The sequence below is a fragment of the Pantoea eucrina genome (assembly GCF_001691555.1).
Lineage (GTDB): Bacteria > Pseudomonadota > Gammaproteobacteria > Enterobacterales > Enterobacteriaceae > Pantoea > Pantoea borealis.
This window is the reverse complement of record NZ_MAYN01000001.1, coordinates 283,496-310,494: the sequence shown is the minus strand read 5'-3', so window position 1 is coordinate 310,494 and position 26,999 is coordinate 283,496. Positions and strand designations below refer to the sequence as shown.

General features: G+C 50.7%; 27 protein-coding genes and 2 pseudogenes. 12 read left to right on the top strand and 17 right to left on the bottom strand.

Going from position 1 to position 26,999, the window contains the following annotated elements; all coding sequences use genetic code 11:
- Positions 1-68 precede the first annotated feature (68 nt).
- Positions 69-545: a DUF2243 domain-containing protein gene (locus BBA90_RS01360; RefSeq protein WP_065647535.1), complete on the top strand. Its 477-nt coding sequence runs from the start codon at positions 69-71 to the stop codon at positions 543-545.
- Between the two features lie 12 nt (positions 546-557).
- A complete protein-coding gene (locus BBA90_RS01355) occupies positions 558-1,364 on the top strand; it encodes a cytochrome c oxidase assembly protein (protein WP_065647534.1) in 807 nt (268 codons plus the stop codon).
- Positions 1,365-1,612: 248 nt separating this feature from the next.
- Here the strand turns inward: BBA90_RS01355 and BBA90_RS01350 are convergent, their stop codons facing one another.
- Positions 1,613-2,041 (bottom strand): Rrf2 family transcriptional regulator, encoded by a 429-nt coding sequence (locus BBA90_RS01350; protein ID WP_065647533.1) that lies wholly within the window; start codon positions 2,039-2,041, stop codon positions 1,613-1,615.
- Between the two features lie 136 nt (positions 2,042-2,177).
- On the opposite strand from BBA90_RS01350, the gene BBA90_RS01345 reads away from it, so the two are divergent.
- Positions 2,178-3,065 carry an NAD(P)/FAD-dependent oxidoreductase gene (locus BBA90_RS01345; RefSeq protein ID WP_065647532.1) on the top strand — a complete coding sequence of 296 codons (888 nt, stop codon included), beginning with the start codon at positions 2,178-2,180 and terminating at the stop codon, positions 3,063-3,065.
- A 251-nt stretch (positions 3,066-3,316) separates the two neighbouring features.
- Here BBA90_RS01345 and BBA90_RS01340 read toward each other — a convergent pair whose 3' ends face one another.
- Positions 3,317-3,862 carry a cysteine hydrolase family protein gene (locus BBA90_RS01340; protein WP_065647531.1) on the bottom strand — a complete coding sequence of 182 codons (546 nt, stop codon included), beginning with the start codon at positions 3,860-3,862 and terminating at the stop codon, positions 3,317-3,319.
- A 634-nt stretch (positions 3,863-4,496) separates the two neighbouring features.
- Here BBA90_RS01340 and BBA90_RS01335 point away from each other — a divergent pair.
- Together BBA90_RS01335 and BBA90_RS01330 are read left to right on the top strand one after the other, a co-directional pair.
- Positions 4,497-4,796, top strand: coding sequence for a type II toxin-antitoxin system HigB family toxin (locus tag BBA90_RS01335; RefSeq protein ID WP_065647530.1), 300 nt, complete (start codon positions 4,497-4,499; stop codon positions 4,794-4,796).
- The gene (locus BBA90_RS01330) at positions 4,796-5,188 is read left to right on the top strand and encodes a helix-turn-helix domain-containing protein (protein ID WP_065647529.1); all 393 of its coding nucleotides are present in this window, start codon (positions 4,796-4,798) and stop codon (positions 5,186-5,188) included. Before BBA90_RS01335 ends, BBA90_RS01330 begins: the two co-directional genes overlap by 1 nt.
- A 367-nt stretch (positions 5,189-5,555) precedes the next feature.
- Here the strand turns inward: BBA90_RS01330 and BBA90_RS01325 are convergent, their stop codons facing one another.
- Positions 5,556-5,843: a S24 family peptidase gene (locus tag BBA90_RS01325; protein WP_240484864.1), complete on the bottom strand. Its 288-nt coding sequence runs from the start codon at positions 5,841-5,843 to the stop codon at positions 5,556-5,558.
- Positions 5,844-5,881: 38 nt separating this feature from the next.
- On the bottom strand, positions 5,882-6,793 hold the full coding sequence (gene dsdC / locus BBA90_RS01320) for a DNA-binding transcriptional regulator DsdC (protein ID WP_065647528.1): 912 nt from the start codon (positions 6,791-6,793) through the stop codon (positions 5,882-5,884).
- Positions 6,794-7,015: 222 nt separating this feature from the next.
- On the opposite strand from dsdC, the gene BBA90_RS01315 reads away from it, so the two are divergent.
- Positions 7,016-8,335, top strand: a complete 1,320-nt coding sequence (locus BBA90_RS01315) for a D-serine ammonia-lyase (protein ID WP_065647527.1) — start codon at positions 7,016-7,018, stop codon at positions 8,333-8,335.
- Between the two features lie 114 nt (positions 8,336-8,449).
- Here the strand turns inward: BBA90_RS01315 and BBA90_RS01310 are convergent, their stop codons facing one another.
- The 3 genes from BBA90_RS01310 to BBA90_RS01300 are packed head-to-tail and all read right to left on the bottom strand — an operon-like array spanning position 8,450 to position 9,993.
- A complete protein-coding gene (locus BBA90_RS01310; protein ID WP_065647526.1) occupies positions 8,450-8,926 on the bottom strand; it encodes a DUF1348 family protein in 477 nt (158 codons plus the stop codon).
- 58 nt (positions 8,927-8,984) lie between these two features.
- Positions 8,985-9,551: a TetR/AcrR family transcriptional regulator gene (locus BBA90_RS01305; protein ID WP_065647525.1), complete on the bottom strand. Its 567-nt coding sequence runs from the start codon at positions 9,549-9,551 to the stop codon at positions 8,985-8,987.
- Between the two features lie 40 nt (positions 9,552-9,591).
- Positions 9,592-9,993 carry a RidA family protein gene (locus BBA90_RS01300; RefSeq protein ID WP_065647524.1) on the bottom strand — a complete coding sequence of 134 codons (402 nt, stop codon included), beginning with the start codon at positions 9,991-9,993 and terminating at the stop codon, positions 9,592-9,594.
- Between the two features lie 140 nt (positions 9,994-10,133).
- Between BBA90_RS01300 and BBA90_RS01295 the strand changes: the two genes are divergently transcribed.
- Positions 10,134-10,736: a TetR/AcrR family transcriptional regulator gene (locus tag BBA90_RS01295; RefSeq protein WP_065647523.1), complete on the top strand. Its 603-nt coding sequence runs from the start codon at positions 10,134-10,136 to the stop codon at positions 10,734-10,736.
- Positions 10,737-10,829: 93 nt separating this feature from the next.
- On the opposite strand, the gene BBA90_RS01290 is transcribed toward BBA90_RS01295, so the two are convergent.
- The 4 genes and pseudogenes from BBA90_RS01290 to BBA90_RS01275 form a co-directional block, all read right to left on the bottom strand.
- A complete protein-coding gene (locus BBA90_RS01290) occupies positions 10,830-11,369 on the bottom strand; it encodes a glyoxalase/bleomycin resistance/extradiol dioxygenase family protein (protein WP_065647522.1) in 540 nt (179 codons plus the stop codon).
- A 163-nt stretch (positions 11,370-11,532) separates the two neighbouring features.
- On the bottom strand, positions 11,533-14,637 hold the full coding sequence (locus tag BBA90_RS01285; protein ID WP_065647521.1) for an efflux RND transporter permease subunit: 3,105 nt from the start codon (positions 14,635-14,637) through the stop codon (positions 11,533-11,535).
- Positions 14,638-14,670: 33 nt separating this feature from the next.
- On the bottom strand, positions 14,671-15,708 hold the full coding sequence (locus BBA90_RS01280) for an efflux RND transporter periplasmic adaptor subunit (protein ID WP_240484874.1): 1,038 nt from the start codon (positions 15,706-15,708) through the stop codon (positions 14,671-14,673).
- Between the two features lie 126 nt (positions 15,709-15,834).
- Positions 15,835-17,331, bottom strand: a pseudogene (locus tag BBA90_RS01275) (MFS transporter).
- Between the two features lie 104 nt (positions 17,332-17,435).
- Here BBA90_RS01275 and BBA90_RS01270 point away from each other — a divergent pair.
- The 3 genes from BBA90_RS01270 to BBA90_RS01260 all read left to right on the top strand — a co-directional run bounded on the left by BBA90_RS01270 (position 17,436) and on the right by BBA90_RS01260 (position 19,287).
- Positions 17,436-18,032, top strand: coding sequence for a TetR family transcriptional regulator (locus tag BBA90_RS01270; RefSeq protein ID WP_065647519.1), 597 nt, complete (start codon positions 17,436-17,438; stop codon positions 18,030-18,032).
- 79 nt (positions 18,033-18,111) lie between these two features.
- A complete protein-coding gene (locus BBA90_RS01265; RefSeq protein ID WP_065647518.1) occupies positions 18,112-18,870 on the top strand; it encodes a MipA/OmpV family protein in 759 nt (252 codons plus the stop codon).
- Positions 18,871-18,954: 84 nt separating this feature from the next.
- Positions 18,955-19,287: a helix-turn-helix transcriptional regulator gene (locus BBA90_RS01260; protein ID WP_065647517.1), complete on the top strand. Its 333-nt coding sequence runs from the start codon at positions 18,955-18,957 to the stop codon at positions 19,285-19,287.
- 284 nt (positions 19,288-19,571) lie between these two features.
- On the opposite strand, the gene BBA90_RS01255 is transcribed toward BBA90_RS01260, so the two are convergent.
- From BBA90_RS01255 to BBA90_RS01235, 5 genes are all read right to left on the bottom strand, one after another.
- Complete coding sequence (locus BBA90_RS01255) at positions 19,572-19,838, bottom strand: hypothetical protein (RefSeq protein ID WP_065647516.1); 267 nt, start codon at positions 19,836-19,838, stop codon at positions 19,572-19,574.
- Between the two features lie 218 nt (positions 19,839-20,056).
- Positions 20,057-20,998 (bottom strand): sugar phosphate isomerase/epimerase family protein, encoded by a 942-nt coding sequence (locus BBA90_RS01250; RefSeq protein WP_065647515.1) that lies wholly within the window; start codon positions 20,996-20,998, stop codon positions 20,057-20,059.
- Between the two features lie 27 nt (positions 20,999-21,025).
- On the bottom strand, positions 21,026-21,535 hold the full coding sequence (locus BBA90_RS01245; protein WP_065647514.1) for a PTS sugar transporter subunit IIA: 510 nt from the start codon (positions 21,533-21,535) through the stop codon (positions 21,026-21,028).
- 36 nt (positions 21,536-21,571) lie between these two features.
- Positions 21,572-22,582 (bottom strand): Gfo/Idh/MocA family protein, encoded by a 1,011-nt coding sequence (locus BBA90_RS01240; RefSeq protein ID WP_065647513.1) that lies wholly within the window; start codon positions 22,580-22,582, stop codon positions 21,572-21,574.
- A gap of 25 nt (positions 22,583-22,607) precedes the next feature.
- Entirely contained in the window at positions 22,608-24,017 is a 1,410-nt protein-coding gene (locus BBA90_RS01235; protein WP_065647512.1) for a sugar porter family MFS transporter, read from the bottom strand.
- 666 nt (positions 24,018-24,683) lie between these two features.
- Here BBA90_RS01235 and BBA90_RS01230 point away from each other — a divergent pair.
- Both BBA90_RS01230 and BBA90_RS01225 read left to right on the top strand, forming a co-directional pair.
- The gene (locus BBA90_RS01230) at positions 24,684-25,553 is read left to right on the top strand and encodes a helix-turn-helix domain-containing protein (RefSeq protein WP_065647511.1); all 870 of its coding nucleotides are present in this window, start codon (positions 24,684-24,686) and stop codon (positions 25,551-25,553) included.
- Positions 25,554-25,728: 175 nt separating this feature from the next.
- Complete coding sequence (locus tag BBA90_RS01225; RefSeq protein ID WP_065647510.1) at positions 25,729-26,553, top strand: sugar phosphate isomerase/epimerase family protein; 825 nt, start codon at positions 25,729-25,731, stop codon at positions 26,551-26,553.
- Positions 26,554-26,651: 98 nt separating this feature from the next.
- On the opposite strand, the pseudogene BBA90_RS18500 reads toward BBA90_RS01225, so the two are convergent.
- A pseudogene (locus tag BBA90_RS18500) lies at positions 26,652-26,927 on the bottom strand (isochorismatase family protein); the annotation flags it as partial.
- Between the last annotated feature and the right edge of the window lie 72 nt (positions 26,928-26,999).

Genomic DNA, 26,999 nt, shown 5'->3' with positions numbered 1-26,999 from the left:
TGAATTTGAAAATGTTATTTCAGCTAAGCTTTCAACTGGCTTTTATATTGTTATTTCAGGAGAAAGCGGTGACACATGCAAAACCATGTCTCAAACCAGACCTGAAGCGTTCATTAAAGGCTGCAGTCCCTCTCGGTATCGGACTAATGGCGGCTGTTGATGAAATCATTTTTCATCAAATCCTTGCCTGGCATCACTTTTTTGACTGGGGCACGCTAGCGTTCAGCCTGTTTTCGGACGGTCTGCTGCATTCGGGCGAGCTGATCTTTTTTGTGCTCGGCTTTTTTATGTTTATCGATCTACGCAGCCGAAAACGACTTGATCTCACTGCGGCATGGGCGGGCTTCATTCTGGGTCTGGGCGCTTTTCAGCTGTTTGACGGCATTGTCGACCATAAGCTGCTCAGGCTGCATCAGATCCGCTATGTCGATAACCTGTGGCTGTACGACCTTGTCTGGAACGCTTTTGGTCTGCTGTTCATTGCGGCAGGCATTTTCCTCTATCGCCACGCGCGGGCGGCCGCGCATCTTGAGACGGGAAGGTAGCCAGTGGATTCGATGATACATCATTCAGGAGGACACCCTTCAGCCGCATTGTGGCTGCTGCTGGGCATCCTGCCTTTCATCCTGCTCTGCTTTTATCTGCTGGCCGCGGTGCGGCTGCGCCGTACCACCCGATGGAGCCTCTGGCGCCTGGCCAGCTTTACGGCCGGTACCCTTGTGCTCGCGGCCTCCGTGTTACCGCACCTGGCTGACTGGGCGCATCACGATTTACGGGGTCACATGCTGCAGCATCTCTGTCTGGGGATGTTTGGACCGCTTGGCCTGGTATTCGGCGCACCAGGCTCGCTTTTGCTGCGCAGCGTTTCCGCGCAACGGGCGCGCGGCATCATGACTATTCTGCGTATCCGGCCGGTGCGATTGTTAATCCATCCGGTTACCGCTGCCTTTTTAGATATTGGCGGTATGTATCTGCTTTATCTCACCCCCTTTTACGCCCTGAGTATGGCGAATCCCCTGCTGTTTGTTCTTCTTCATCTGCATTTTGTCCTCTCTGGCTACCTGTTTACCTGGTCGGTCGCCGGGCCTGATCCTGCGCCCCATCGCCCGCCGAGATCGGTACGACTTTTGGTCATCTTCCTGGCCACAGCCGCTCATGCCATTCTCGGTAAACTGATGTACGGCTACGGCTACCCGCACGGCACCGCAGCCAGCCTTGCGGAGATACAAGCGGCCGCGCAGTGGATGTATTACGGCGGCGATATCGCCGAATTCTGCATTATTATCGGTTTTTTCGCGGCGTGGTTCCGGCAGCGCAGCACGCTGCCGGATGCGTTGGTGGATAAAAGTCCTCAGGCCAGATAGCCACAGCCTGCGTAACGGCATTTCAGTCCGTTATTTTCAGTCGCAGGGAGCCATGTGGCCCTGCCCGGCGGGCGTTTTTTCGCCGTTGGCGATCCAGCCTGTCCTTACAGCCAGATGCTGTCCAGGGACATCGGTCCTGATTCATGAGGTTCAGTTAAAACGGCAAGCGCACGGGGAAACAGGAATTCTGAGCGGTTCGGGTCAGGAGCAGACATCGACAGGCCCTCAGCCCGCTCCCACAGACACACTCAACACATCAGATAGCGGCGTTCAAAATCGCTGGCTAACTCTGCCAGGGTCACGCTTTCGAGTCGTTTCAACAGCAACGCCTGCGCCGCGTCGAACGCTTCGGTTAATGCGGCGTTCACCGCCTGCTCGACCAGGCACTCCGGATGATCGGTCGACAAGCCGATCGCGAACAGTGAAGAGGAGCCCAGCGCCTTATGAATATCCAGCAAGGTGATACCCGCCAGCGGTTTCGCTAACGTCCAGCCACCCCGATGGCCTTTTTCCGAACGCACATAGCCCTTTTCTTTCAGCAGTGCCATGGTGCGCCGCACTACAACTGGGTTGGTATTGAGCATCTCCGCGATGGTATCCGACGTGGCGGGCCGGTCATGCCGGGACATGTGGATCAATACATGCAGCATACGGGAGAGACGGGTGTCATTTCTCATGTCGATCGCTTCCTGAAGAACTGGCGACGAGCATAACTTGAAACAGCATAAGTTACGAGAGTATTGACACCCCATTATCAAGTAACTTATGTTGTTTCGAAAAATACCTGGCCGTTACCGATTTCAGGAGAGCAAGATGGTTTATGATACGATTATCGTCGGCGGCAGCTACGCCGGAGTTTCCGCAGGCCTGCAGCTCGCACGGGCGCGCCGGCAGGTTTTGATCATCGATGCAGGGCAACGCCGCAATCGCTTTGCTGAGAGTTCTCACGGCTTTCTGGGGCAGGACGGAGAGCATCCCGGCACGATAGCCAGCAAGGCGCGCGAGCAGCTGATGGCCTATCCCACGGTCGAATGGGTGACGGACACCGCCATCCATGCAAAAGCGGAGCCAGAGGGCTATGCCATCGCTGTCGGATCCGGGCTGTCGTTTGCGGCGCGCCGCCTGATCCTGGCGACGGGGGTGAAGGACGAGCTGCCGGCGTTCCCTGGACTGACCGCGCTGTGGGGAAAGAAGATTTTTCACTGTCCCTATTGCCACGGCTATGAACTGAACGGCGGAATGATCGGCGTACTGGCGTCATCGCCGCTGGCTATCCATCAGGCGCTGATACTGCCGGATTGGGGGCCAACCACACTGTTCCTCAATGAGGCCTACACACCGGATACCGCGCAGCTCGCCCAGTTAGCCCGACGTGGCGTAACGGTAGAAGCCGAGCCGGTTTTATCCATCGGGGAAGATCAGGCTGATATCACCCTCGCCAGCGGGCGAATCATCAGGCTTGCCGGGCTGTTTATTCAGCCCCGGACACGCCTGAGTTCTCCTTTAGCCGTTCAGCTCGGATGTGAGATGGAAGCAGGGCCGACCGGAGAGTTTATTAAGGTGGATGTTATGCGCGAAACGAACGTTTCCGGCGTATTTGCCTGCGGGGATGCGGCGGTTGCCGCAGGCAACGTGGCCATTGCCGTCGGCGACGGCGCACGCACAGGCGCCGCCGCTCATCAGTCTCTGATATTTCGCTAAAAGCGAGGGCGGTTATTTCTTGAGCGGGAAAGGAGAAGAAATCACAATTTTTTCCTTTCCAGCCGGGTGACTCCACGTCAGGGAATATTCAACGTTGATAACGACTTTGCAGGTTAGCGGAGTGAGGCTCAACGATCAGGCAACGGCAGAGAGCCGGAGGCGCCATCAGGATACTGATTCTAATGTCCGCTCTGTGCCAAAAGCGGACTTTGTTCACTTCAGCCGCCCGCCGGGCGGCTCTCCGTCTTATCTCATTTCTCAGAGTAAAAGCTCCAGTCCGCTGCTGTCGCGAGCGTCACAAACGGGCCTGCCAGAGTGGCATTGTGATGGCTGATGATTTCATTAGCTGACAGATAGCTGTTATCCATTGTCGTGTGCGCATCTGAAATAAGCACAGTCCTGAATCCCAGCTCCGGCGCTGCACGGCAGGTTGTGTCCACACAGAATTCTGTTTTCATCCCGACGACGACGAGTTGCTTTATTCCCCGCCTGCCGAGCTGAAGCTGCAGGCTCGTATCCCGGAAACAGCTGGGATACTTTTTGATAAAAACCACATCGTGCTCATCATTCACGCTCATTTCGGGTATCAGTTGTGTTAAGGGACTTTGCTCAGAGAAGGGGGAATTGTCAGGCCCGGTGTGGCGGGCAAAAAAGACAGGCACATGTGCCTGCCTGGCTTTTTCTAAAAGCAGGCAGATGTTTGACAAAATCGTGTCTGCGAAATGCGGTGAGGCCGGGCCATGAAAAAGCCCCTGCTGCATATCGATAACTAAAAGTGCATTTTCGGATGAAATCATGATGCATCTCCATTCAGTAAGTCATGAACGGAGAGATTTTCTTCCCCGTCCGGTTTGGCGGGGAGTCAGAATCTGTTTTATCAGGAGCCAGTCACAGATGCGTACACGCCGCCGAAGGTTTCGGTGGTGGTAACGGTTGTAGCTGACTGAACAGACTTGATCATTTTCCGGTGTTCTCTTTTGAGTTGAGAATCAGTAAATACTACAAATCTTAAAAACGGCTCTTCATCTTTTAGCACCGGGAGTTAAAAATTTCAATGGATATGTTTCCTGATTGATGCCGTTCACTGTTGGTATTTTCCAACAATAATTTAGCTTCCGCTTTTCGCTCATAGCGGACCAGTCAATTCTTCAAACCTGAAGAATTGAAAAGTACGAAACTAACTAACACTTCTCACCACTCAGATTATTGTTTGAGACCACAGCGATAGGTTTCCCACGCAAATCGGGCCGGAATACGGTTTCGCAGGATGTGTAAAGTTGTTAGCGTCTGCCAGCACGAATAGAGAAAAAATCTCTTAGCAATCACTGTTTATGCATACAGTACATTTAAAAATAGAAATATGTCTTAACCGTTGACGTCCCATTTTGGGATTGTTATGTTGGTCCCAATTTGGGACTGCAGGGAAAGCCAGTGCGGATTATATCAATCGCCTCTCTCAAACAATTCCGGGAGACGCATAATCAGGCGGAGCAACCCCTGAAAGCATGGGTAGATGAAGTCAAACAGGCACAGTGGAAAACGCCACAGGACATCAAGGACAAATACAGGTCCGCGGATTTTCTGAGTACCAATCGGGTGGTATTTAATATCAAAGGCAATGATTATCGACTGATTGTTGCAGTGGCTTACAGGTTTCAGGCGGTCTACATCAAGTTTGTTGGAACGCACGCTGAATACGATAAAATAGACGCAGATACGGTGGATATGTGATGACTTACAAAATCAAACCGATTCATAACGAAGCAGATTACGAGGCAGCTCTGGCCGCTGTATCTCCGCTGTTTGACAATGAGCCGGAGCCAGGAAGCGCAGCCGGAGATTTTCTGGAAGTAATGATCCTGCTTATTGAAAAGTACGAGCAGGAACACTATCCGATAGAAGCACCCGATCCAGTAGAGGCGATTAAGTTCCGCATGGAGCAGATGGGGCTGACGGCGAAAGACCTGGTGCCTGCGATTGGACGCCCAAACCGGGTTTATGAAGTACTGAACAATAAGCGTGCGCTGACGCTTCCGATGATCCGTAACCTGCATGAAATGTTTAATATACCGCTGGCATCGCTGGTAGGCGCAGCGGAGCCCAAACGGATACAAACGCAGTAACCGAAGCCCGCCGCATGCGGGCTTTTATTCCTGCAGCGTATGGTTGCAATCCAGCCCGGTCAAATCGGTAAGGCACAGGTCACTGTGCCACAGAAAGAAAGGTCGAAATCTGCCATCAGAGTACAAGCTCGCCGTTGCCAGACTGCTACTGCAGCGCTGGAGACGGGATCAGCAGCAGTCAGCGCAGGACATGCTCGTCATGATCTGTAATAGAGAATGGCAGTATGGCAGTATGGCAGCAGGTCTGAGAGCACCACGAGAGGCCACAGCGCTTAAGCAGCTTACTTAGTGCGGATTATCGTACCTGGCCTGAAAATGGTTTCACAGGTGGCGTAAAAATTGTTGGCATCAGCAAGCGCAAACATCGCTATTTTCCTGCAGGTCCGGTGAAACCCTGGCCCGCGATATCATTGAGCGCATAAGCCACCACGCCCCACACCGGCAGCAACTGGTTCTCATCGAGCAGAACGACAGCCCCGGACATCTCCAGCGACTGCAGCGCCGGAACGGGTTGCAGCAGCAATCTGCGCAGCACCAGTTCACCCTCATATTCCGCCACAATAATCTGACCGTGCCGCGGCGTCAGTGCCCGATCAACAGCCAGAACTGAGCCTTTGATAATACCCGCCTCCGGGCAGGCTGTATCACTGCGCATCAGGTAGGTTGACCAGCGTGACAATGCTATGAGCGCAGTTATCTCTCTTTCGCCACGGTTTCCTGCAGCCAGCGGATAAAGGTTTCGGTCTTTGGCCAGCGTCTGTCGGCGCGGGTAGCGATGTAATACCGTTCTCTGCACAGCAGCGCCAGCCGGGGGAAAGGGGTTATCAGTTCGCCAGAGGCGATACGCTGTTTCAGCAGCGTCTTACGTCCCATCGCGATGCCGGCATGGTTTATCGCTGCCGCAACCGCAAGCTCTGCCTGATCAAATTCGGCACGGCGTGCTGCCGTGATATCCACGTTAAAGTGCGTTGCCCACAACAGCCATTCATTTGCTCCGGAATCCACCCCCCACGCCTGACGATCGTGCAGCAGGCGACAGGCCCGCAGATTCTCCGGGCAGTCTGCCAGCCTGAATTGTTCAGCGTAGCGCGGGCTGCATACCGGAATAATATGTTCATCCATCAGCGGATCGAGATGAAACCTGTCCGGCACGTCAGCATCAAAACAGATGGCCAGGTCAGCTCCCATCTTATGCAGATCAACCGGTTCGTTTCCGGTATTAATCACAAGATCGATAGCAGGATGATGTTCCAGAAAGGACGCCACCGCCGGTGCAAGCCAGGCGTGCGCAAACGACGGGCGACTGTATACCGTAAGCCTTCCGCTGAAACCCTGATTCCTGATGCCCTGAATTTCCCGGTTGAGATAGTCGAGTGACGTACTCATTGCATTGAAAATGCGCTCACCTTCTTCGGTCAGCAGTACCCTGCGGTGTAAACGGATGAACAGGGCGATGCCGAGTTCTTTTTCCAGCTGGCTGATACGGTGGCTGACTGCACTGGGCGTCAGCGACAGTGCAGCCGCTGCTTCGGCAAACGAGCCGTGGCGGGCAGCCGCTTCAAAGGTGAAAAGACGTCCCAGCTGGCCACCCTTTATTTCACGCATTGCAGAGGACAATTTTTTACCCTTGTCAGTTAACAGGTTGATAGAGTGACTAATTTGTTAAACCGGTGTGCGCATGACAGATAAATCACGTAATGCGCGATTATATTTTGGGTTAGCTGAGCTCATGTTAAGTTGAAGAACTATCGTTTGTCACCCTGCAAACGGGTGCATTTAAATAGCACTCTATTTCCTTTTTATGCGCAATGCTGATTGAGAGTGACCATGACTGATTTAACTGAAAAATTCCGGTCTCTGCCGGTGGTAAGCGATCTGATCGCGCTACGTGAAACCCTCTGGTTTAACGACAAGGTAACGACGGCAGACAGGGGACTTCTGCATACGGGACTGACGCGCAAAGATGCTGAAGATGCCGAAGCTCGTCTGCGTCGCTTCGCTCCGCTGCTCGCCGCTGCCTTTCCGGAAACGGCCGGGAGCGGCGGGATTATTGAGTCAGATATGGTGCCTGTACCCGCGATGCAGGCGCGGCTGGAACAGAGTGCGCCGCTGCCGGGCAGACTCTGGCTGAAAAAAGATAGCCATCTGCCCATTTCAGGGTCAATCAAAGCGCGCGGCGGCATTTATGAAGTTCTTGCCCATGCGGAGAAGCTGGCGCTGGAGGCGGGCCTCATCACGCCAGACGATGACTACAGCCTGCTGCTTTCGCCGGCGCATCGTCAGTTTTTCAGCCAGCATAAAATAGCCGCAGGTTCAACGGGCAACCTGGGCCTTTCGATCGGCATAATGAGCGCCCGGCTCGGGTTTCACGTTACCGTACATATGTCGGCGGATGCGCGTCAGTGGAAGAAAGAGATGCTGCGCGGGCACGGGGCAGACGTGATTGAATATGAGCAGGATTACGGCGTTGCCGTAGAGCAGGGCCGCAAAGCGGCTGAGTGCGATCCCGCCTGCTTTTTCATTGATGATGAAAATTCACGCACGCTGTTTCTGGGCTATGCCGTGGCCGGGCTGCGCCTGCCAGCACAGCTGGAAGAAAAAGGCATTACTGTCGATGCATCCCATCCGCTTTTCGTGTATCTGCCCTGCGGCGTGGGGGGCGGACCGGGAGGCGTCGCTTTTGGCCTGAAGCTGGCTTTTGGCGATAACGTCCACTGCTTCTTTGCGGAACCTACGCATTCACCCTGTATGCTGCTGGGAATGAGTACCGGTCTGCACGATCGCATTGCGGTACAGGATATCGGCATTGATAATCAAACCGCTGCGGATGGGCTGGCGGTAGGGCGCGCTTCCGGCTTCGTAGGGCGGGCGATGGAGCAGCTGATCGACGGCTGCTATACGATCAGCGATCGGACTCTGTATGACCTGCTTGTCATGCTGGATGAAACGGAAGGCATTCAGCTTGAACCCTCCGCGCTGGCGGGCATGTCCGGACCCCGGCGCGTCGCGGCAAGCCCGGATTATCTGGCGCAGCGGGGGATCACCCCGCAGCAGCTGCAGCAGGCCACGCATCTTGTCTGGGCAACCGGCGGCGGCATGGTCCCCGCCGCTGAAATGCAGCACTACCTCGCTAAAGCCAGGCGCTGATAAACGCATGCAGCAGCAGGATCCTCTCCTGGCAGGGGACGGTGACGTCGTCAGTCGGGTCGAATGACACGACGATTGACGGGCAGGGCAGCCACGCGAGCTGCCCTGCCGCCATTACAACCCCAGCGCAGTCAGCCCCGGATGATCGTCCGGACGCCGTCCCAGCGGCCAGAAAAATTTGCGTTCGCTCTCTTTGATAGGCATATCGTTGATACAGGCAAAACGACGCTTCATCAGGCCATCGCCCTCAAACTCCCAGTTTTCATTGCCGTAAGAGCGGAACCAGTTACCGGAATCATCGCGCCATTCATACGCGTAGCGAACGGCAATGCGGTTGCCATCAAACGCCCAGAGTTCCTTAATAAGACGGTACTCAAGCTCTTTTTTCCATTTACGGGCCAGAAACGCTTCGGCTTCTTCACGATTATGGGCAAATTCGGTGCGGTTGCGCCATTGCGTGTCCGTTGAGTAAGCCAGTGCGACTTTGGCGGCATCGCGGGTGTTCCAGCCATCTTCGGCCAGGCGCACTTTTTCCGTTGCCGTTTCGCGGGTAAAAGGGGGAAGCGGCGGGCGCAGGTGTGCATCAGACATAGTAAAACTCCTGTAAATTCCGGTTGATGAGTAAAAACAGGGTGCTGAGAAAAGAGTTTTAAGAAACCTGATCCAGTAAAATTTTTGCCACGTCGCGTGCGTCGTCGGCAGCGCTCCCGCTTCCCATGACATAGGATGCGGTAATGGCGCCCTCTATCAGAATCAGCAACTGCCTCGCCAGCGCGTCGGGATGCACAACATTCATCTGTTTGCTGAGCTCAAGTACGTAATCCAGTAATTTCTGTTTGTGGATTTTCGCTATCTGGCGCACTGCGTCGTCAGGATTGCCTGTCTCACCGGCGGTGTTAATAAACGCGCAGCCGCGGAAACCGTCTGACTCAAACCAGCTTTTCAGCACGGTAAACATATTCAGAATGCGATCCTGCGGCGTTTTGCCTTGATCAGAAGCGGTTCTGAACCACGCCATCCATTGCTCATCGCGTGCGCTCAGCGCGGCTGATGCCACCTCTTCTTTACTGGTGAAGTGGCGATAAATACTTTTTCTGGCGACGCCTGAGGTCTTCACCAGAAGGTCCATGCCCATAGCATGAATACCGTTCTGATAAATAAGCTGCTCAGCACTCGTGAGGATTTTTGCCCGGGTATTGCCTGTTGTTTTGTTCATGGCTCTAAGGTAGAACGATCGTTCTACCTCGTCAACGTTTTTATGCCTGAGATTCAGGAATGCGGGCAATAACCTTTATCTCAAAATCAAATCCCGCCAGCCAGTTAACGCCCACGGCGGTCCAGTTAGGGTAGGGAGGCGCCGGGAAAATAGTTTGTTTCACCTGCATGATGGTTGAAAACTGGTTCTCCGGGTCGGTATGAAAGGTAGTCACATCAATCAAATCTTTAAACGTACATCCTGCCGCAGCAAGCGTGGCTTTGAGATTCTCAAAAGCGCGCTGTACCTGGGTTGCAAAGTCCGGCTCCGGGGTGCCGTCATCGCGGCTGCCCACCTGTCCGGAAACAAATAATAAATCGCCAGAACGGATTGCTGCAGAATAGCCATGCTGCTCATAAAGAGCGTGACGATGAGCAGGAAAAACAGGTGTTGGCTGGGTCATAGTGACTCCTTTGCAGGGATTAGCGTCAGGGGATGCGCGGCATAAACAAAAGGATTAATATACGCGGCGTATGTAAAATTAATCACACATACGCCGTGTATGTCAAATGGCATACGCAGCGTTAGCTGCAGGAAGAGCATATGGTTACTAAACGCCGCACAGAAACGATGGAAGAAAACCGGAAGAAGTTGATTTCAGCTGCACGCAAAGCGTTTGCTGAAAAAGGGTTTGCCGCTGCATCAATGGACGATCTGACTGCCAGTGTCGGTCTGACGCGCGGAGCGCTTTATCATAATTTTGGGGATAAAAAAGGGTTACTGGCTGCGGTAGTTGCGCAGATAGATTCTGAAATGGCGCAACGCGCTAAACGCGAAGCGGCAGACGCCGAAAACGATCAGCAAACGCTCCTCGCTGAAGGGGTAGCCTATATCAGAATGGCGCTGGATGAAGAAGTCCGGCGCATTGTTCTGCTTGATGGTCCCGCTTTTCTTGGCGATCCTGCAAAATGGCCGAGTCAGAATAACTGCCTCAACGCCACTCGTGAGAGCATGTCAGATCTGATCGAACGTGGATTAATCAAACCGGTAGATGTGGATGCCGCCGCCTGGCTGTTAAATGGCGCAGCACTGAATGCCGCACAATGGGTGGCCGCAAGCGGCAATCCGCAACAGGCATTACCAAAAGCTATCCAGGCATTTACTCTGCTGGTCAGCGGTCTGCTCTGTTTTAATACCCATTCCTGAAACCTGCCTAAGCGACACCGATCACTATAAAAGCGTGCTACAGAGCATTAACAACAGCCTCTGCTGAACAATGCTCTGTGCAATAGGCTTTCTTTATTCAGATGATGATGTCGAGGCGGGGATCCATCGCGTAGCGGTCGCGGAAGGATCATAACTCAGGGCATCCGGAAGAGAAATAAGCTCAATGAGAAGCCCAAATGGCGTCATGCAAAACCATGTCTGATTGCCTTTACCCTGCTCCTGAGCAAAACAGTCTGAGGGGCCATCAAACATTTTTGCGCCATGCGCACGTAATTTTTCACCGGTCTGGTGAATGTCGTCAACGTAGAGAGAAAAATGGTTGATGCCGGGCTGGGATGGATTAGCCTGATGATCCTTTGCCACCGGTTGCGTCTGAAACAGCTCCACGTTACATCCATTAGCGAGACGCAACATGGCCAGACCGGTCAGATTAAACTCACCCGGAAAACCATTTAATGGCTGCATAGTTTTGCCGTCTATATTTTTCTCTGCTTCTTCTGGAGGCACTAACTGATAAAGAACGGAAGCGCCGAGTGCATCAATGAAAAATTGTTTTGCCTGTTCAATATCTGCAACAGTAATTCCAATATGCTCAATACCGCGGATAGTCATTTTCCCTCCAGTTGTTATATCTGTCCTTAATGCTGACGTAGGGTATAAGCCTGGCAGAAATGAGGCGCATGTCACGTAACCAGGCTAACTTATCCATGCTGAAAAATAGTCGTGCTAACGCTGCTGATGCCTGTCAGCAGCGCCATTACGAAAAACCGCTCTGTCAGGCCCGATGCTTTTTGAGCAATCTTTCGTGCAGACTCAATACCGCAACGAAAAACACCGGGACGAAGAAAATGGCCAGCAGCGTACCCGTTACCATACCGCCAAACACACCCGTGCCAATCGCCTGCTGTGTGGTTGCGCTTGCCCCGCTTGCCAGCATCAGTGGTACTACGCCCAGTGTAAACGCCAGTGACGTCATCATGATCGGCCTCAGACGCATCCTGGCTGCCTTCACCGTTGCGCTAATCAGACCTTCACCCTCATGTTGAAGCTGGCGCGCAAACTCAACGATCAGAATGGCGTTTTTAGCCGAAAGCCCGATGATGGTTATCATGCCCACCTTAAAGAAGGCGTCATTCGCCATTCCGCGCATGTAGACAGCAATCAGGGCACCTAACAGCCCCAGTGGAACAACCAGCATGACCGAGACCGGTATTGACCAGCTTTCATAAAGCGCGGCAAGTACCAGGAAAATAACCAGCATGGAAAGGATCATCAGCATCGGCGCTTCTGAAGCTGACTGCTGTTCCTGCAGTGACTGACCGGTCCATTCAATAGCAAATCCGGCAGGCAGCGTGGAGGCGATTTTTTCCATTTCAGCCATCGCATCCCCGCTTGAATAACCCCAGTTTGGCCAGCCGGTAACGCGGAATGCCGGATAGCCCTGATAACGGATAAGCTGAACCGGCGACTGTTGCCAGAGGGGACGAACAAACTCCGAAAGCTGCACCATACCGCCATTTTTATTGCGCACGTTCAGCTTAAGGATGTCATTCAGCTGCATACGTGACGACGCCTCAGCCTGCACAATGACCTGCTGTATACGACCATTATTGGGGAAGTCGTTGACGTAACTTGAACCCAGTGCGCCTGATAAAGTCTGATTGATTTCGCTGAATGATACGCCCATCGCCTCGGCTTTCGGACGGTCAATCTTCAGGCTGACGCCCATACCATCCGGGAGGCCATCCATATAAACGCCATACAGCACTTTGCTCTGTCCGGCTTTTTCCAGAAGCGTATTCAGCGCGTTAACCAGTTCCGGATAGCCGTGCCCTGAGCGATCTTCCAGGCGCAGCGTAAAGCCGGAAGACGTACTCAACTCCGAAATGGCCGGCGGCATCAGGCTGGTGATGGTGGCTTCCGGGATCGTGCCCAGGGCATTCTGGACGTTATTCACCTCATCCTGCGCCGTGGCACCATTGCGTTTATCCCACTCTTTCAGCGTGGTAAAGGCCATGGCAGAGTTGGTGCCGGAACCGGAGAAGCTGAAACCCAGAATGGATACGTTGCGTTCAATGCCGGGGCGTCCCAGTACCATGCTTTCATACTTCTTAACCACCTGCTCCGTGCGCGCCATCGTGGCATCTGCAGGTAGCTGAATTGACGTAATAAAGTATCCCTGATCCTCATCAGGCAGAAACGACGAAGGTAAATATTTAAAGCCCAGCCAGAGCACGCCACACAGCACCACATAGATCAGCGACATTCGCCCGGTTTTGCGCACTACGCGCGTCACACCATTTTCATAACGCCCGGTCATCCGATCAAACGTGCGGTTGAACCAGCTGAAGAAAGGGTTCTTTTTATGTGAATCTGCCGTAACCGGTTTGAGCAGAGTGGCGCATAACGCTGGGGTCAACGTTAAAGCCAGAAACGCAGAGAACAGGATCGACACGGCCATCGACAGAGTAAACTGACGATAGATAACGCCAACCGAACCTGAAGCCAGTCCCATTGGAAGGAAAACAGCCGTAAGCACCAGCGTAATCCCCACCACTGCGCCGGTGATTTCCTTCATGGCTTTTACCGTTGCGTCTCTGGGAGATAGCCCCTCTTCTGCCATCAGGCGTTCAACGTTTTCCACCACAACAATGGCGTCATCCACGATGATGCCGATAGCCAGCACCATGCCATACATGGTCAGCACGTTGATAGAGAACCCGGCCAGCATCATGATGGTGAAGGTGCCGAGTAGTGCCACCGGCGCAACGATAGCCGGAATAAAGGTATACCGAACGTTCTGCAGGAAGAGGTACATGACCAGGAACACCAGTACCATTGCCTCTATGAACGTGTGTACCACCTTTTCGATAGAAATTTTAACAAACGGCGAGGTGTCAAAGGGAATGGAGTAAGTCATCCCTTCCGGGAACGATTTTGCCAGCTCCTGCATACGCGCCTTTACAGCTTCCGAGGTGCGCACCGCATTTGCGCCTGGCGAAAGCTGGATGGCGGCGGCAGTAGAACTATGCCCGTTTTCACGAATGGCAAAGCCGTAGGACTGAAGACCCAGTTCGACTTTGGCTACGTCACCCAGCGTTACCCGCGAACCATCCGCATTTGCCCGTAGCACAATCTGTCGAAATGCCTCTGGTGTGCCAAGCTGTCCATCAACGTCCAGCGGGTAGGCCGTGAGCTGCTGGGGTAATGCCGGTGAATCACCCAGCTTGCCCGGCGAGACCTGCGCATTCTGCTCGGTGATGGCGGTGGTAATATCGCTGACTGACAGCCGGTAGGAAATCATCCTGGCCGGATCGACCCATATACGCATGGCTTTTTCTGAACCAAACGCCTGAAGTTTACCTACGCCGTCAATACGACGGAGTTCATCCGTTACCTTTCGCGCAAAGTAATCGCTCAGGTCAGCCTCGGTAAACTTACCGTTCGGCGAGTTCAGGCCGACCATCATCAGAAAGCCGGACGAAGCGGCCTCAACGTTCAGGCCATTCTGGCGTACGGCCTGCGGCAGACGCGGCTCAACCACTTTAATCTGGTTCTGGACATCGACCTGTGCCAGCCGGATATCCGTGCCGGGTTTAAACGTCACGGTAATCGTCGCCACACCGGATGTATCGCTGGTTGACTCGTAGTAAAGCAGGTCGTCAACGCCCGAGAGCTCACGTTCGATCAGTGAAATGACCGAATCGTTCATGGTCTCTGGCGTGGCGCCCGGATAGGTAACCGTAATGGATACGCTGGGCGGAGCCACAGAAGGATATTGTGCGACCGGAAGCTGCGGGATCGCAATGAGACCCAGAAGGATAATAAAAAGCGCTATAACCCACGCAAAGATGGGTCTGCGGATAAAAAACTGAGACATCAGATATTCCCGTGTTTAATGAACAGTGCTGAACTAACTGGCTGTATTTTCCGGCTGGACAGAGACTTCAGCCCCTTCCTGAAGCTTGTCCTGCCCTTCAACGACAATTTTTTCACCGGCCTTAAGGCCGTGCGTAACCGTCACGCCTTCAGCAGTCTGCTCACCGGTCTGGATTTCCATGCGCTGCGCTTTATTGGCACTGTCAATGATCCACACGGTGGTTTGGTCTTTATTACGGTTAAGCGCCTGCTCGGGCACGGCCATGCCTGCTTTATTAATCAGCCGGGTAATACGGAGTTTGACGAACATGCCGGGCAGTAACGTGCGCTGTGGATTTTCAGCTTCAGCTCGCAGGACAACATCCCCGGTTTCATCGCTAACGCTGATACCAGAGAACAGAAGCTTTGCCGCCAGTTCATAAGGTTGACCGGCATCATCAAGCAGGGTGACAACAGGCGCAGCCTCCTGCTGACCTTGACTCATCAAAGCGCGAAGCGCCTGAGCCGGAACCCGTGCGTCAACATAGACGTTTGCCAGCTGCTGAATGGTAGCCATAGCCTGCGAATCACCCGGGCTGACCAGAGCGCCCTCCGTCACCAGCTCCTGATCAATACGGCCGCTGATGGGCGCACGGACGGTGGCATAGTTGAGATCCAGTGTCTTACGATTAAGTGAGGCTGTTGCCTCTGCTAAATCGGCGGCAGCCTGTGCGCTGCTGGCTTTCGCATCATCAAAATCCTGCTGGCTAATGGCTGCGCTTTGCTGCAACCGGGAGAAACGGTACGCACGCTGACTCATCTGCTGGTAAGTGGCTTTCGCTTTAGCAACCGCAGCGCGAGCCATTTCGACATCCGCTTCAAAAGGCGCGGGGTCGATTTGGAACAGAGGTTGTCCCTGCTGAATTTCAGAGCCCTGCGTAAACAGTCGCTTTTGTATAATTCCCCCCACCTGAGGGCGAATTTGTGCCGTCCTGACGGCTAAGACTCGAGCCGGAAAGGTCTGTGATATATAAATTTCCTGCGTCTTAAGCGTTTGTGTAACAACGTTTGGCTTAGCCGGAGACGCATTCATATCGGCCTGCTCCGATGAGTCGCAGCCGGTAATGCCGCCGAGGCAGAGAGCAGTGGTTAATACCAGCATCCTGAATTTCATAATAAATATCCAATAGGGGTGAACGAATAATTTGCCGGTGAGCGTTCAATCGTGACGAAGAGCACTTTCCGGTTTAAAAATCACGAAGGTCAGCAGCATCAGCAGCCCCAGCATGATTGAGGCCGCTTCCAGCGTGATGGAGTGAGAATGCATAAACGCAGACGAAGCGGCTGAAAGCAGCTGCTCCCGGCTTGAGTTATCCAGCAGACGTGAGGCTTCAACGGCCTCACTAAAGGATGACGCTGCGGAAGAAGAAACGGCGTCCGGCAGTCCTTCCGGCAGGTGAACATTTGTGGAGTACATAGCAGCCAGCATCGAGCCAAACAAAGTAATGCCGAGACCGGTGCCCAGTTCATAAGACATACCCTCAATCGAGCCGGCCGATGCCGCCTTGCTGGCTGGCGCAGCGGTCATGATCGCTGAGGAGGAAGCCATCAGAGCTAAGGTATCGCCCACGCCGAGTAACACCATTTATGCCCAAACCTTGTGAGGCTGGCTGACAAAATCGATGCCAGAAAGTGCATAAAGACTCATCGCGGACCCGGCTAACCCGGTAATTGCGACGGGTCTGATACCGAAGCGGGTAATCAAAGGCGCAGCAAGCGGCCCGGCTACGCTGGCTGCCAGCATCAGCGGCAGCATGTACATTCCGGCCTCAAGTGGCGTGAAACGGTGCACGAACTGCAGCTCCGGAGAAATAACCAGCTCGAAGCCGACCAGGGTGATCATGGAAGTCATGGCAAGAATGATGCCGGCAATGATATTGCGCTGCGTAATCAGCCCTCTGTCCAGTAAAGGCTCAGCTGAAAAAACCTGAAGGGCGATAAATCCGGCAAGTAACACAAGGCTGACGAGTAAGAGATAAAGCGGTAATACACCCTGGTCTTCTGGCTTTATCAGACTCTTGGCAGAATAAATGAACATCAGAATGGCGCTCATCAGCAACAGAGCCTGGCTAAGATTAACCGGTGGCTGACTACAGGACTTATCATCCCTAACTCTTCGCCTGATCAGAATGAGGACGATGACTACGACAGGTACGTTAATAAGAAAAACTGAGCCCCAGTAGAAGTGGGTCAGCAGAGCGCCTCCAACCAGCGGCCCCGCCAGCGCACCGCCCGTACCGATAGCGGTCCAGATGCCCAGAGCAAGATTTCTGTCTTTTTCTTCAGGAAAATTATGCCGGAGGGCAGCCAGCGTCGCCGGTAATATCATTGACGCACCCATGGCCAGCAGCGCGCGCGCAGCGATGAGTAACGAAGGTGAGGTGGCAAACGCTGCTGCCAGAGATCCTAAACCAAACAGCGAGCTACCATAAAAAGCCAGATTTCTATAACCAATCCTGTCTCCCAGTGCGCCCATAGGGAGCAGTAACGCGGCCATGACGAGCGGATAAATATCCAGTATCCACAATAGCTGGTTATGGGTTGCCTGAAGCTGGACGCTCAGAAGCGGTGCAGCCACATATAAAATAGTTGCATCAATTGATACCGGTAAATACATGAATATAACGACAACCAGTATATTCCATTTAGTTCGCATACTGTTGTTTACCCGAACAGTAAAAAGATGGACAAGTGTTCAGGATAAACTTATAGTGAAGATGAACACTTGTCCACATCTGAATGAAAATAAGGAAAGCAGATATGTCGTATCTCAGTCACGATGAAAGACATCAGATGATCCTGGAAACAGCCGTGAGTATTGCTTTTTCTGAGGGGCTAACAGCGATGACAGTGCGCAGAATTGCGCAGGAAGCACAGATTGCTGTAGGACAGATTCATCGCCATTTTTCGTCAGCGTCAGAACTAAAATCTGAGGCTTTTTTGCTAACGGTGACCCAGTCTCTGGCGTTAATGAATAAGTCAGGCGTGCAGGAGGATGCCAGTGCGCTAAAAATGATTAGTTGGTGCCTGTTTACTGAAAATCTGGAAGAGGCGCGTCATTACAGCAAACTCTGGAAAGAGGCTGAAGTGATTTCTTACCAGGATGACGTGATGAGAAGCGCTTTCCGTACGGCTTTGAATCAGTGGCATACTGCGCTGGTCTATCTGCTGGAAACCGGTATTAAAAAGGGTGAGTTTACAGTTAAAAGACCGACAGAAACCGTTGCCTGGGACTGTATCGCTTACTCATGTGGACTGGATGGTATTTATAACCTCAGAATGGAGAACTTTGGCGAAAAAGAATATCAGACGCACACAGCAGCATTTCTTAAAAGTCAGCTGGACATATATCAGTAACCGGAGTGGTTCTGATAAATATATTTTATATAACATGCTCAGAATAAAACAGAAATTTTTTCTTTTGGCAAGGTAGCATATGAAGAACGCAATTAAATCAGGGGTGGCAATAGTGCTCCTGACAGGCTCTTTCCTGCAGGCAGCTCAGGCTAATGATTTATCCCTGGGATTAACGGCAAGCTGGTCATCAAAGCTTTACCAACAGGTAAATGAAAATAAAAATAACCTGCTCTTTCCAAACGTAGATTACGAAGCAGATCGGTTCTGGTTTCACGGCCTGAGCACGGGATATGATCTATTACACACACCGTCCGACAGAATCGCAGTGCTGGCTTATTATTTGCCCCTCTCTTTCAGGGCTGGCGACAGTCATTCATGGCAGATGCGTCAGCTGAAAGATCGCCGCAGCACACTCATGACAGGACTAAGTTATTCGCACCAGTCTGACGATCTGGGTAAATTAGAAACGGCTTTATCGACAGACGCGCTGGGTACCAGTAACGGTCTGCACTGGAGCAGCACCTGGAGTTATCCGTTACAGTCAGGCGCATTCAGCATTGAGCCTGCACTGGGCGTTAACTGGAACGACCGTAAGTTTAATCGTTACTACTTTGGTATCAGTTCCGGTGAATCAGCCCGGAGTGGGCTAAAAGAGTACTCGCCAGGCGACAGCTGGACGCCTTTTGCTGAACTCAGTCTGAATTATAATCTGACAGCTAACTGGGATGTGTATGGAGGCGCACGCTACACGTTTCTGCCTGACGAAGTGAAACACAGTCCAATGATCGCTGAGGATTCACTTGTGACGTTTTGGGGCGGTTTTTCATATTCATTCTAATGAAACAGCCGGAGTATAACTCCGGCTGTTTCATGCGTGCTTCGCAGATGCAGACCTTAATTCAATTAATTAACAGGTTAAATCATGGCAGATTCGCTCTTTTTTGATGAACTTATGGTATGGATTAAGAGCAATATAACGCAGAGGTTACTTCTGCAGGAAGTTGCCAGTAAATCAGGGTTTTCACTCTGGTATCTTCAGCGTATTTTTAAAAAGCACACCGGTATAACCCTGGGTTTATACATCAGGAAAGCTCAGATGGAATCAGCCAGATTAGATATTATTACGAATAGTAACTCTATCTCAGACATTGCGATAAAATACGGATATGAATCGCAACAATCATTTACCCGTGCATTCAGCCGTCATTACGGAATGCCACCCGCTGCTTACCGTAAAGTGCAGGCGCTGTTTTAAACACGGCTACAGATTAACCCCTTTCGTTATGACTAAGCCGTACATTTCAAAAATATTTTATCACCAGCCGCATTTCGCCCAGAAGGTGCCTAAAGTGAAATGATTTTTCCTGCCCACTCTGCAGCGTAAGGCTTCTTCCACACTCTTATTAATTACGTCGTTGCGCTTTAATCAGGGGGCACATGCGGCGGGCATTTTCCTTTACGCTTTGTGCCAGAAGCGGACCTTTCAATACTAATCATCCTTTGTAAACATCCAGCGCAGGTTCTTATAACATCACCAGATTATTTTTTTAAGGGAAAAAGATGCAGAGTATTAGCAGCCAGGGGGTAAATTCCCAGCATTCGGGTTGACGCCTTCAGTTCTTCAAGGCTGGCGTTTTCCTGGGGGATACGGCCCCCCCATATAGTTATGCCTTCAGCCAGGTGTGCAGGTCGGCCTTGTTTTTCTTCACTGATTTCTATTGTTTCACCATTACTCAGCGTGATAACCAGAGATGCCACTTCCAAAGGCTGGCTTTCTCCGGTAGCGCTCTTTAGTTCTACCTTCATTAAAATACTCCCGTAGTATCTCCCTATATACTACTCCATACATGCCAAAAAGTTACGAACATCAAGAAAGTCCGCTATTCACTTATAGCGGATTGTGTGTTCTCGCCTGATGGCCAGGCACTGAGAGCGGACAAAACAGATATGAGTTCTGTTTATATACAGTTCGAGACTGTATGGCTACGGGCATGTGCCTGCCTTTTATGACAGGCACTACGCTTCTAGCGACTCAGTGTAGCGAGTAATGCATCAATTGACGTTTGCAGACCGGCTTCAACACTCATCGTAAGATCTTCCATCTCGAGTGAAACATCACCGTCATAGCCAGTCATACGCAATACTGAAAAGAACTCTTTCCACCATTTGAGATCCTGCCCGCAACCTACGGCGACATAGTTCCATGTACGGGTTTTAGTATGGGTGACCGGCTGATACTCCATCAGTCCATCAATATCGGCAAGGCCTCGTTCAATGCGCGCATCTTTACCATGAACATGAAATACTGCGCCTTCCAGCTTACGGGCTGCCGCAATAGGATCGGCCCCCATAGCTATCAGATGGGAGGGGTCCAGGTTAATGCCAATCATATTATCTACCGCGTGACGCAGGCGCAGCAGGGTAGACGGGTTATAAACCAGCTGACTCGGAAATTCTTCGATAGCAATTTGCTCTACGCCATGGTGCTTAGCGTGCTGCACAAATTTTTTCCACCATGGAATCGCGACATCGTTCCATTGATAGTCGATTACCCCCGGCATGTAATCCGGCCATGACACAGTTGAAGTAATCCAGTTCGGTACGCGATCGTCTGGCCCGCCTCCAGGTAAACCGCTCATCATCACAATCTTTTTAACACCCAGTTTGCCTGCTAACTCAACCGCCCTGTAGCTACTTTTGCTATGGGTTTCACCCAGTTCACCTGGCGCTAACGGGTTGCCAGAACAGTTCAGCGCCACAATACGCATCTCCCGCTCAGCCAGTTCCTGCTTAAATTGCTCAAGCTTTTCAGGTGAACTTAATAATTCTGTGGTGTTGACATGTGGACAGGATGACCAGCCACCTGCGGTCATTTCAACACCATGAATGCCATAACTTTTCACTTTATCCAGCATGGCCGGGAAAGGTAAATCCGCCAGAACGTCAGTACATAATGCTAATTCCATTCTTTTATCCCCAATGTTTCACGTGAGTTATGCTCTTTCAAACTGATCAATAAAACCGGATTTAGTTCTGGCATTTGCTAATAAGGTGGTTTTTACTTCATCACCTAATAAATCTGCAATATCTGCCAGAATCTGGATATGTTCATTTTTAGTTGCAGCCACGGCGACAACAATAAAAACAACTTTTCCTTTTCCCCAGCTTACGCCATCAGGAAATTGAAATACCTGAAAGCCAGATTGGATCACTAAATCAAGGTTTTCCTTTGCGCAATGGGGAAGCGCAATACCTGCTCCAATATAGGTTGAGACACTTTTTGATTGGATCACTAAATCAAGGTTTTCCTTTGCGCAATGGGGAAGCGCAATACCTGCTCCAATATAGGTTGAGACACTTTTTTCTCGCGACAGCATTCCTTGTTCAAAGCCGGGCTTAACATAACCTGCTTTTTCCAGAGCACTGGCGGCAATATGTATAGCCTCATTTTTATTCGTTGCGCGGCACTGCAAATGCAGCGCGTCTTCAGTTAAACTCAGCATGAATCATTCCTCACCGATGGCGCAAAAGTGCATTAATTAACGGTAAAGTGCTGGCTGCGGCGGAATAATGACATCGTGTTTCAGGCCATCTTTCAGCGATGCTAAACCGGCATCACAAACCAGCGCTACTACGTAACCATCCCATGAGGAGGGGCCGCTCATGTCGCGCCCTTTACGCACGTTATCGACAAAATGCTGCACTTCCCGATCGTATGCCGTAGCGAAACGCTCCATGCAGGATTGTGCGATATGCTGTGCGTTGCCGTTCAGCGAACGCGTGCTGATCAGCTGCTGTTCAGTAAGCGCGACAATCGCGTTTTCGCCAATCACCTCACAGCGGATGTCATAGCCGTAATGGCAGTTCACAAACAGCTCATCATCAATGCGCACACCTGATTCAGTCTCAAAAATTATGATTAAAGGATCCTGTAAATGCGGCAGCGCGCGGTGGGTTTTCTTACGGGGTTTATCCACCCGCACCGAAGTAATATCCTCATTAAGCAAATAGCGGATAATATCGATTTCGTGAGTGGCTGAATCATTCACCGCCATTTCCAGCGTATAGCTTTCAGGCACAGAGGGGTTTCTGTGTGCGCAATGGATAAGCAGGATATTGCCGGCTTTACCGTCATCAATTGTCTTTTTCAGCGCCTGATAGCCTGGATCGAAACGACGCATAAAGCCAAGTTGAAGCAGACGCTTACCAGCCCTGACTTCAGCATCAATGATTGCTGCTGATTCGTCAGCAGTTGGGGTTAATGGCTTTTCGCAAAATACCGGTTTGCCAGCATTAAATGCCGCAAGTATTTGCGTTTTATGAACCGGGCCTATTGAGCAAATAAATACTGCATCGACCAGCTCTGAATTAATCATCTCTTCAGCATCATAAAACGCTGTAGCGTTAAATTCTCTGGCAGCTACATCAGCTGCCGTGTGGTTTATATCGCAAACAGCAGTAACCTGCGCACCAGTAATAACATTTTTAAAACGTTTTAAGTGGTCCTGGCCAATCATACCCAGACCAATCAAGCCAATTTTGACAGTCATTTATTTATCCTCAGTAACTACAGCTTTAAAAACGAAATTTCTTTTCAATCTGCTCTAGTGTCAGACCGCGTGTTTCCGGCAGATATTTCACCAGCAAGATAAGCATAATGATGTTGGTTGCCCCGAAGAAGCCAAAGGTCAAGCCGCCTCCGTAATGGCTCAGTAAGAAAGGAAAAATAGACTGGATCATAAAATCGAATATCCACAAACCGAATACCGCAAAGCCCATACCGATACCGCGCATTCTGAGAGGATAGATTTCTGCCAGCATCAGCCAAAATACCGGCGCTATCCAGCCTTGCATAAACACCAGGAAAACCAGCATTAAGCCAAGTATCACATAAGGTGCGCTGGCAAAATTCGCGTGCAGAATTTCTGTACCGTTAACAACTTCAGTATGGAACAAAAATTTAAACGCTAAACCAATCAGTAGCAGGCTCAGAGTGACGCCGGCCTGTCCGGTAAAAAACATTTTTCGGCGTGAGTGTTTGCCAATTAATGCCATGCCAAGCAGGGTAGCCAGTACTGAAATAATGCCATTGGCTACTGCACCAGTTACAGCCGCCGCATCGCCCAGACCAGTAGCTTTCAATACTGTTGGCGCGTAGTACATGATGGTGTTGACCCCGGTAACACGCGTTGCCAGCACGATCATTAATCCCGTTAACACCAGTTGAATCACCCAACGTTTTTTCAATTCTTCAAACAGGTTTAATTTCATCTGGTCGGCTTTGACGATTTGCTGGATATCTTTCACTTCACGGTCAACTTCTTCCGGCAGGCGAAGCGATTTCAATACTTTTATGGCCTTTTCGGTTTCACCGCGGCGAATAAAGAAACGCGGTGATTCCGGCATCATAAGCATACCAATCCACAGTAGCGCGCCAGGCAATGCTGGAATGGCTAACATAATGCGCCAGTTGTGCTGCAACTCGGGATAGGCATTCACAAGCGTCGCATTAACGGAGTAAGCAAGGAACTGACCGGTAACAATCATTAATTCGTTGACGGTGACTAACCGCTCGCGCTGATCCGCGCGGGCCAGTTCAGAAATATAAATGGGTACGGTTACAGAAGCACAGCCCACAGCTAAACCCAGGATAAAGCGCGCCACAATCATTGATGGCACATCCCAGGCAAATGCCGTACCTAATGCGCCAAACATGAAGATTGCTGCCACCCAGAGCAAATTTTTACGACGCCCCTGCTTGTCTGATAAATATCCGCCAAATAAAGAGCCTAACGCGGCACCAAACAGCAGGAATGAAGTAATAAAACCTTCCTGAGCCGGTGTCAGATTCATATCATATTTCATGAATATCAGAGCGCCGGAAATAACGCCGGTGTCATAACCAAAGCATAAGCCACCAATTGTTGATACAAGAGTAATCAAACGCATGCGCTTAGGATTCTGCAGGGTAGTTTTGTTATACATAGTTTTTCCATCTGGTTGTAAGGTAATACCGATGCAAGCCGTTTATAGTCAGAATAAAGCTATGTTTTTTAAAATCAGAAATAGAGCATTTAACTCAGGGACCAGGCCAGTGTGGTTTCTTAATATCAGGGTGAAAGCGCTGCTGTACTCCTTAATCGTTACAGAAACGTTATATCAAAGTGAAAACCAAAAGCCAGACACTCCGTAATGCACTATTTGTCAGCGTGCTGGCGATCAAGAATATTCGATCAAATTCATGGAAAGTAGTGATAATCATCACGTCGCTCAATAAGTGCGTTGACATAGCAAGAATGAAGAGGATTTAAAAATTCGTCTTAAACGGGCACCGCTATTACATGCTGCTAAATAAAAAAATAGTCATTTTGATGATAATTGGTCGTTTAAAGAGAATATGTATGTCAGATGGGATTAGTTATTGTCTTCCTTTCTCAGAATGAGCACATCGGGCCTCTTTCAAAAGAATGTGATGATGATCATATTTGTTTTCGTACCCCGGGTGTTTATGACAATTACAGAGAGTTAAAGATAAAGAAATTTTCCTGAGGCTTTACATATCAGTGGGTTGGACATGAAGAAAAAGCAAAGTTGATGATTGCCACTGCCTAAAGTCATGTCAGAATAGCGGCATCACGACAGGGAGACACTATGATCACTTTCAGCCTTAACGAGCATTCTTCCGTACGCGGCTTCGATAGTGGCTTGCGACCGCGTTTGAGCTTCATTTGCAAGGCCGAAGGCAAAGAGGAAGCGATCCCTCGCGTAATGCATAAGCATGATGAACGCTTTGAGTTAATGTTTATCCGCGCAGGAAAAGGTATTTATAATATTGACGGCCGTAACTATGTTGTTAAACCCGGCGATATATTGCTGTTCAATGCCAGCGTGCTTCATGATGAATGTCCGGAAGCAACAGATGACTTACTGATATTTAGCTGTGGCGTTGAACAGCTAAAAGTCGATGGTTTGCCACTCAACGTCCTTACGCCACGTGCACAAACCGCGGTCATGCCGAGCGGAAATTATTACTATGAAATTTGCCAGCTGTTTGAACAAATGTGGTCGCACGTCAGTAGTAAACGGCTGTACAGCACAGAAATTGGCGATAGCTTACTCAACGTTTTATTATTAATATGCAGAAATATCTGGATAGAAAGTAAGCCGCAACAAGAAACAGCCAGCGTATTATTAGGGCAGCGTGTGAAGGATTATATCGATAACCATTATAAAGAAGATATCTCCCTGAATTCAATTACTGCGGCAATGAATATGAATCAGTTTTATCTGGCGCATGTGTTTAAAGCCTATTCAGGTTACTCTCCAAAACAATACCAGACCCGTCGCCGTATTGGTGAGGCCCAGAACCTATTATTAAGTACCGATTTGGGTGTGATAGATGTAGCAAGTGCGGTGGGCTACGATAATGTAAACAATTTCCATCGAATCTTTCATAATCTTGTCGGCATCCCGCCGGCTCGTTATAAGAAATTCTGGATAACCGGGCAGATAAAAAGTTAAGTCACATGGATGCTGTGCGGCATCATTGCCGTGCCACTACTCCATTGTGAATTGCCATCCGGTTTTATTTTTTTTCACGCAAAGAGCCATGCGCTCGGTGTATTGCGTAACAGTATGTGATTTTTATGTTTCCTGACCTTTATCACTATATAACATTCTGATCCGGAGGATCCTTATGCTTAAGGCCCTGCACGGCATTTCAACACATTACTGCAATGTCGTTACTGAAGCGCGTATAGCTGCAGAAGCGGGCTATGATGGTCTGGAATTTTTACATGACAAATTGCTGCGTTATCTTGATCACGGCGGCACTACTGCTGAACTTAACAAGTTGGTGCAGGGGCATGGATTGCAGACTCTGTGCCTTAATGCACTGATAAATATTGAACGCCATCAGGGGGCAGAAAAGCAGAAAATGCTGGCTGAAGCCAGGCGACTGACGCAGATTGCGGCTGATTTGGCCTGCCCGACGATTCAGATACTGGCGCAGCATGGCATTGATCATCTGCCCGAGGGGCAGATTCTCGACATTATTACCGACAATATTTCTGAGATTGCCAGTATTGGTCAGCAATATGGTGTGCGCTATCAAATTGAGGTTATCGCACATACCCGATTTAACACGCTCAGTCAGGCGCTGGAGGTGATTCAGCGTATAAACGCCCCTAACATCGGTTTAGTCATCGATTTCTGGCATCTCTTTGCGACCGGGCATACTACGCCGGAAGATATTAAACAGCTTGATCCTGCCCTTATCTACGGCGTTCACTTTTGTGATGGTCGTAAGCCGTACCCGGGTGAAGAGTGGAATGAAACAGTGTTGCGCGCTTATATGCCGGGCGAAGGGGATATTGATATTCATGCATGGAGTAATGCGGTCAAAGCCACCGGTTTTGACGGCGTGTGGTCAGCAGAACTCTTCAGCCCGGCACGCTGGGAAATGGACCATGCTGTTCTGGCAAAACAGATAATTGAAAATATGAAGTTTTACTTAGGTTAGAGGTGTATTAAGCCTTTATCAGATTTTGACGGCGAACAGTGGGCTGGCTTGCACACTGCTTGCCTGCCTTAAATTCTTAACAGCCGTTTTAAGATCCGTTACTCGCTCATAGCGGACGTTAGCCGGTAAATCAGGCTGCTGTATAAGTGAAGAGTCCTGCGTTCAGCCGCCCTGCGGGCGGCTGCGGATAGCGTTACAAACGGGCCAGCCAGCGTAACATTGTGATGGCCGATAATGTCTTTGGCTGACAAGCCGCTGTTATCCATTGGGGTGTGCGCATCCGCAATCAGCACTGTTCTGAGTCCCCGTTCTGATGCTGCACGACAGGTCGAGCCTACACAAAACTCTGTTTTCATCCCGGCGATAACCAGTTTTACACGAAACCCTCTGCCACTCTCTGATCAACCGTCAACGTGTAAGAGGCAGCTTTACATCATAAGCAGAGT

Excerpts from the sequence above, each read along its gene's own strand:
- BBA90_RS01290 (WP_065647522.1), bottom strand. The coding sequence starts at position 11,369 with ATGACTATCCGCGGTATTGAGCATATTGGAATTACTGTTGCAGATATT.
- BBA90_RS01330 (WP_065647529.1), top strand. The coding sequence starts at position 4,796 with ATGACTTACAAAATCAAACCGATTCATAACGAAGCAGATTACGAGGCA.
- BBA90_RS01305 (WP_065647525.1), bottom strand. The coding sequence starts at position 9,551 with ATGAACAAAACAACAGGCAATACCCGGGCAAAAATCCTCACGAGTGCT.
- BBA90_RS01250 (WP_065647515.1), bottom strand. The coding sequence starts at position 20,998 with ATGGAATTAGCATTATGTACTGACGTTCTGGCGGATTTACCTTTCCCG.
- BBA90_RS01255 (WP_065647516.1), bottom strand. The coding sequence starts at position 19,838 with ATGAAGGTAGAACTAAAGAGCGCTACCGGAGAAAGCCAGCCTTTGGAA.
- BBA90_RS01240 (WP_065647513.1), bottom strand. The coding sequence starts at position 22,582 with ATGACTGTCAAAATTGGCTTGATTGGTCTGGGTATGATTGGCCAGGAC.
- BBA90_RS01300 (WP_065647524.1), bottom strand. The coding sequence starts at position 9,993 with ATGACCCAGCCAACACCTGTTTTTCCTGCTCATCGTCACGCTCTTTAT.
- BBA90_RS01355 (WP_065647534.1), top strand. The coding sequence starts at position 558 with ATGATACATCATTCAGGAGGACACCCTTCAGCCGCATTGTGGCTGCTG.
- dsdC (WP_065647528.1), bottom strand. The coding sequence starts at position 6,793 with ATGCGTGAAATAAAGGGTGGCCAGCTGGGACGTCTTTTCACCTTTGAA.
- BBA90_RS01235 (WP_065647512.1), bottom strand. The coding sequence starts at position 24,017 with ATGTATAACAAAACTACCCTGCAGAATCCTAAGCGCATGCGTTTGATT.
- BBA90_RS01295 (WP_065647523.1), top strand. The coding sequence starts at position 10,134 with ATGGTTACTAAACGCCGCACAGAAACGATGGAAGAAAACCGGAAGAAG.
- BBA90_RS01230 (WP_065647511.1), top strand. The coding sequence starts at position 24,684 with ATGATCACTTTCAGCCTTAACGAGCATTCTTCCGTACGCGGCTTCGAT.
- BBA90_RS01265 (WP_065647518.1), top strand. The coding sequence starts at position 18,112 with ATGAAGAACGCAATTAAATCAGGGGTGGCAATAGTGCTCCTGACAGGC.
- BBA90_RS01340 (WP_065647531.1), bottom strand. The coding sequence starts at position 3,862 with ATGATTTCATCCGAAAATGCACTTTTAGTTATCGATATGCAGCAGGGG.
- BBA90_RS01245 (WP_065647514.1), bottom strand. The coding sequence starts at position 21,535 with ATGCTGAGTTTAACTGAAGACGCGCTGCATTTGCAGTGCCGCGCAACG.
- BBA90_RS01260 (WP_065647517.1), top strand. The coding sequence starts at position 18,955 with ATGGCAGATTCGCTCTTTTTTGATGAACTTATGGTATGGATTAAGAGC.
- BBA90_RS01315 (WP_065647527.1), top strand. The coding sequence starts at position 7,016 with ATGACTGATTTAACTGAAAAATTCCGGTCTCTGCCGGTGGTAAGCGAT.
- BBA90_RS01285 (WP_065647521.1), bottom strand. The coding sequence starts at position 14,637 with ATGTCTCAGTTTTTTATCCGCAGACCCATCTTTGCGTGGGTTATAGCG.
- BBA90_RS01225 (WP_065647510.1), top strand. The coding sequence starts at position 25,729 with ATGCTTAAGGCCCTGCACGGCATTTCAACACATTACTGCAATGTCGTT.
- BBA90_RS01350 (WP_065647533.1), bottom strand. The coding sequence starts at position 2,041 with ATGAGAAATGACACCCGTCTCTCCCGTATGCTGCATGTATTGATCCAC.
- BBA90_RS01270 (WP_065647519.1), top strand. The coding sequence starts at position 17,436 with ATGTCGTATCTCAGTCACGATGAAAGACATCAGATGATCCTGGAAACA.
- BBA90_RS01325 (WP_240484864.1), bottom strand. The coding sequence starts at position 5,843 with ATGCGCAGTGATACAGCCTGCCCGGAGGCGGGTATTATCAAAGGCTCA.
- BBA90_RS01345 (WP_065647532.1), top strand. The coding sequence starts at position 2,178 with ATGGTTTATGATACGATTATCGTCGGCGGCAGCTACGCCGGAGTTTCC.
- BBA90_RS01280 (WP_240484874.1), bottom strand. The coding sequence starts at position 15,708 with ATGAATGCGTCTCCGGCTAAGCCAAACGTTGTTACACAAACGCTTAAG.
- BBA90_RS01310 (WP_065647526.1), bottom strand. The coding sequence starts at position 8,926 with ATGTCTGATGCACACCTGCGCCCGCCGCTTCCCCCTTTTACCCGCGAA.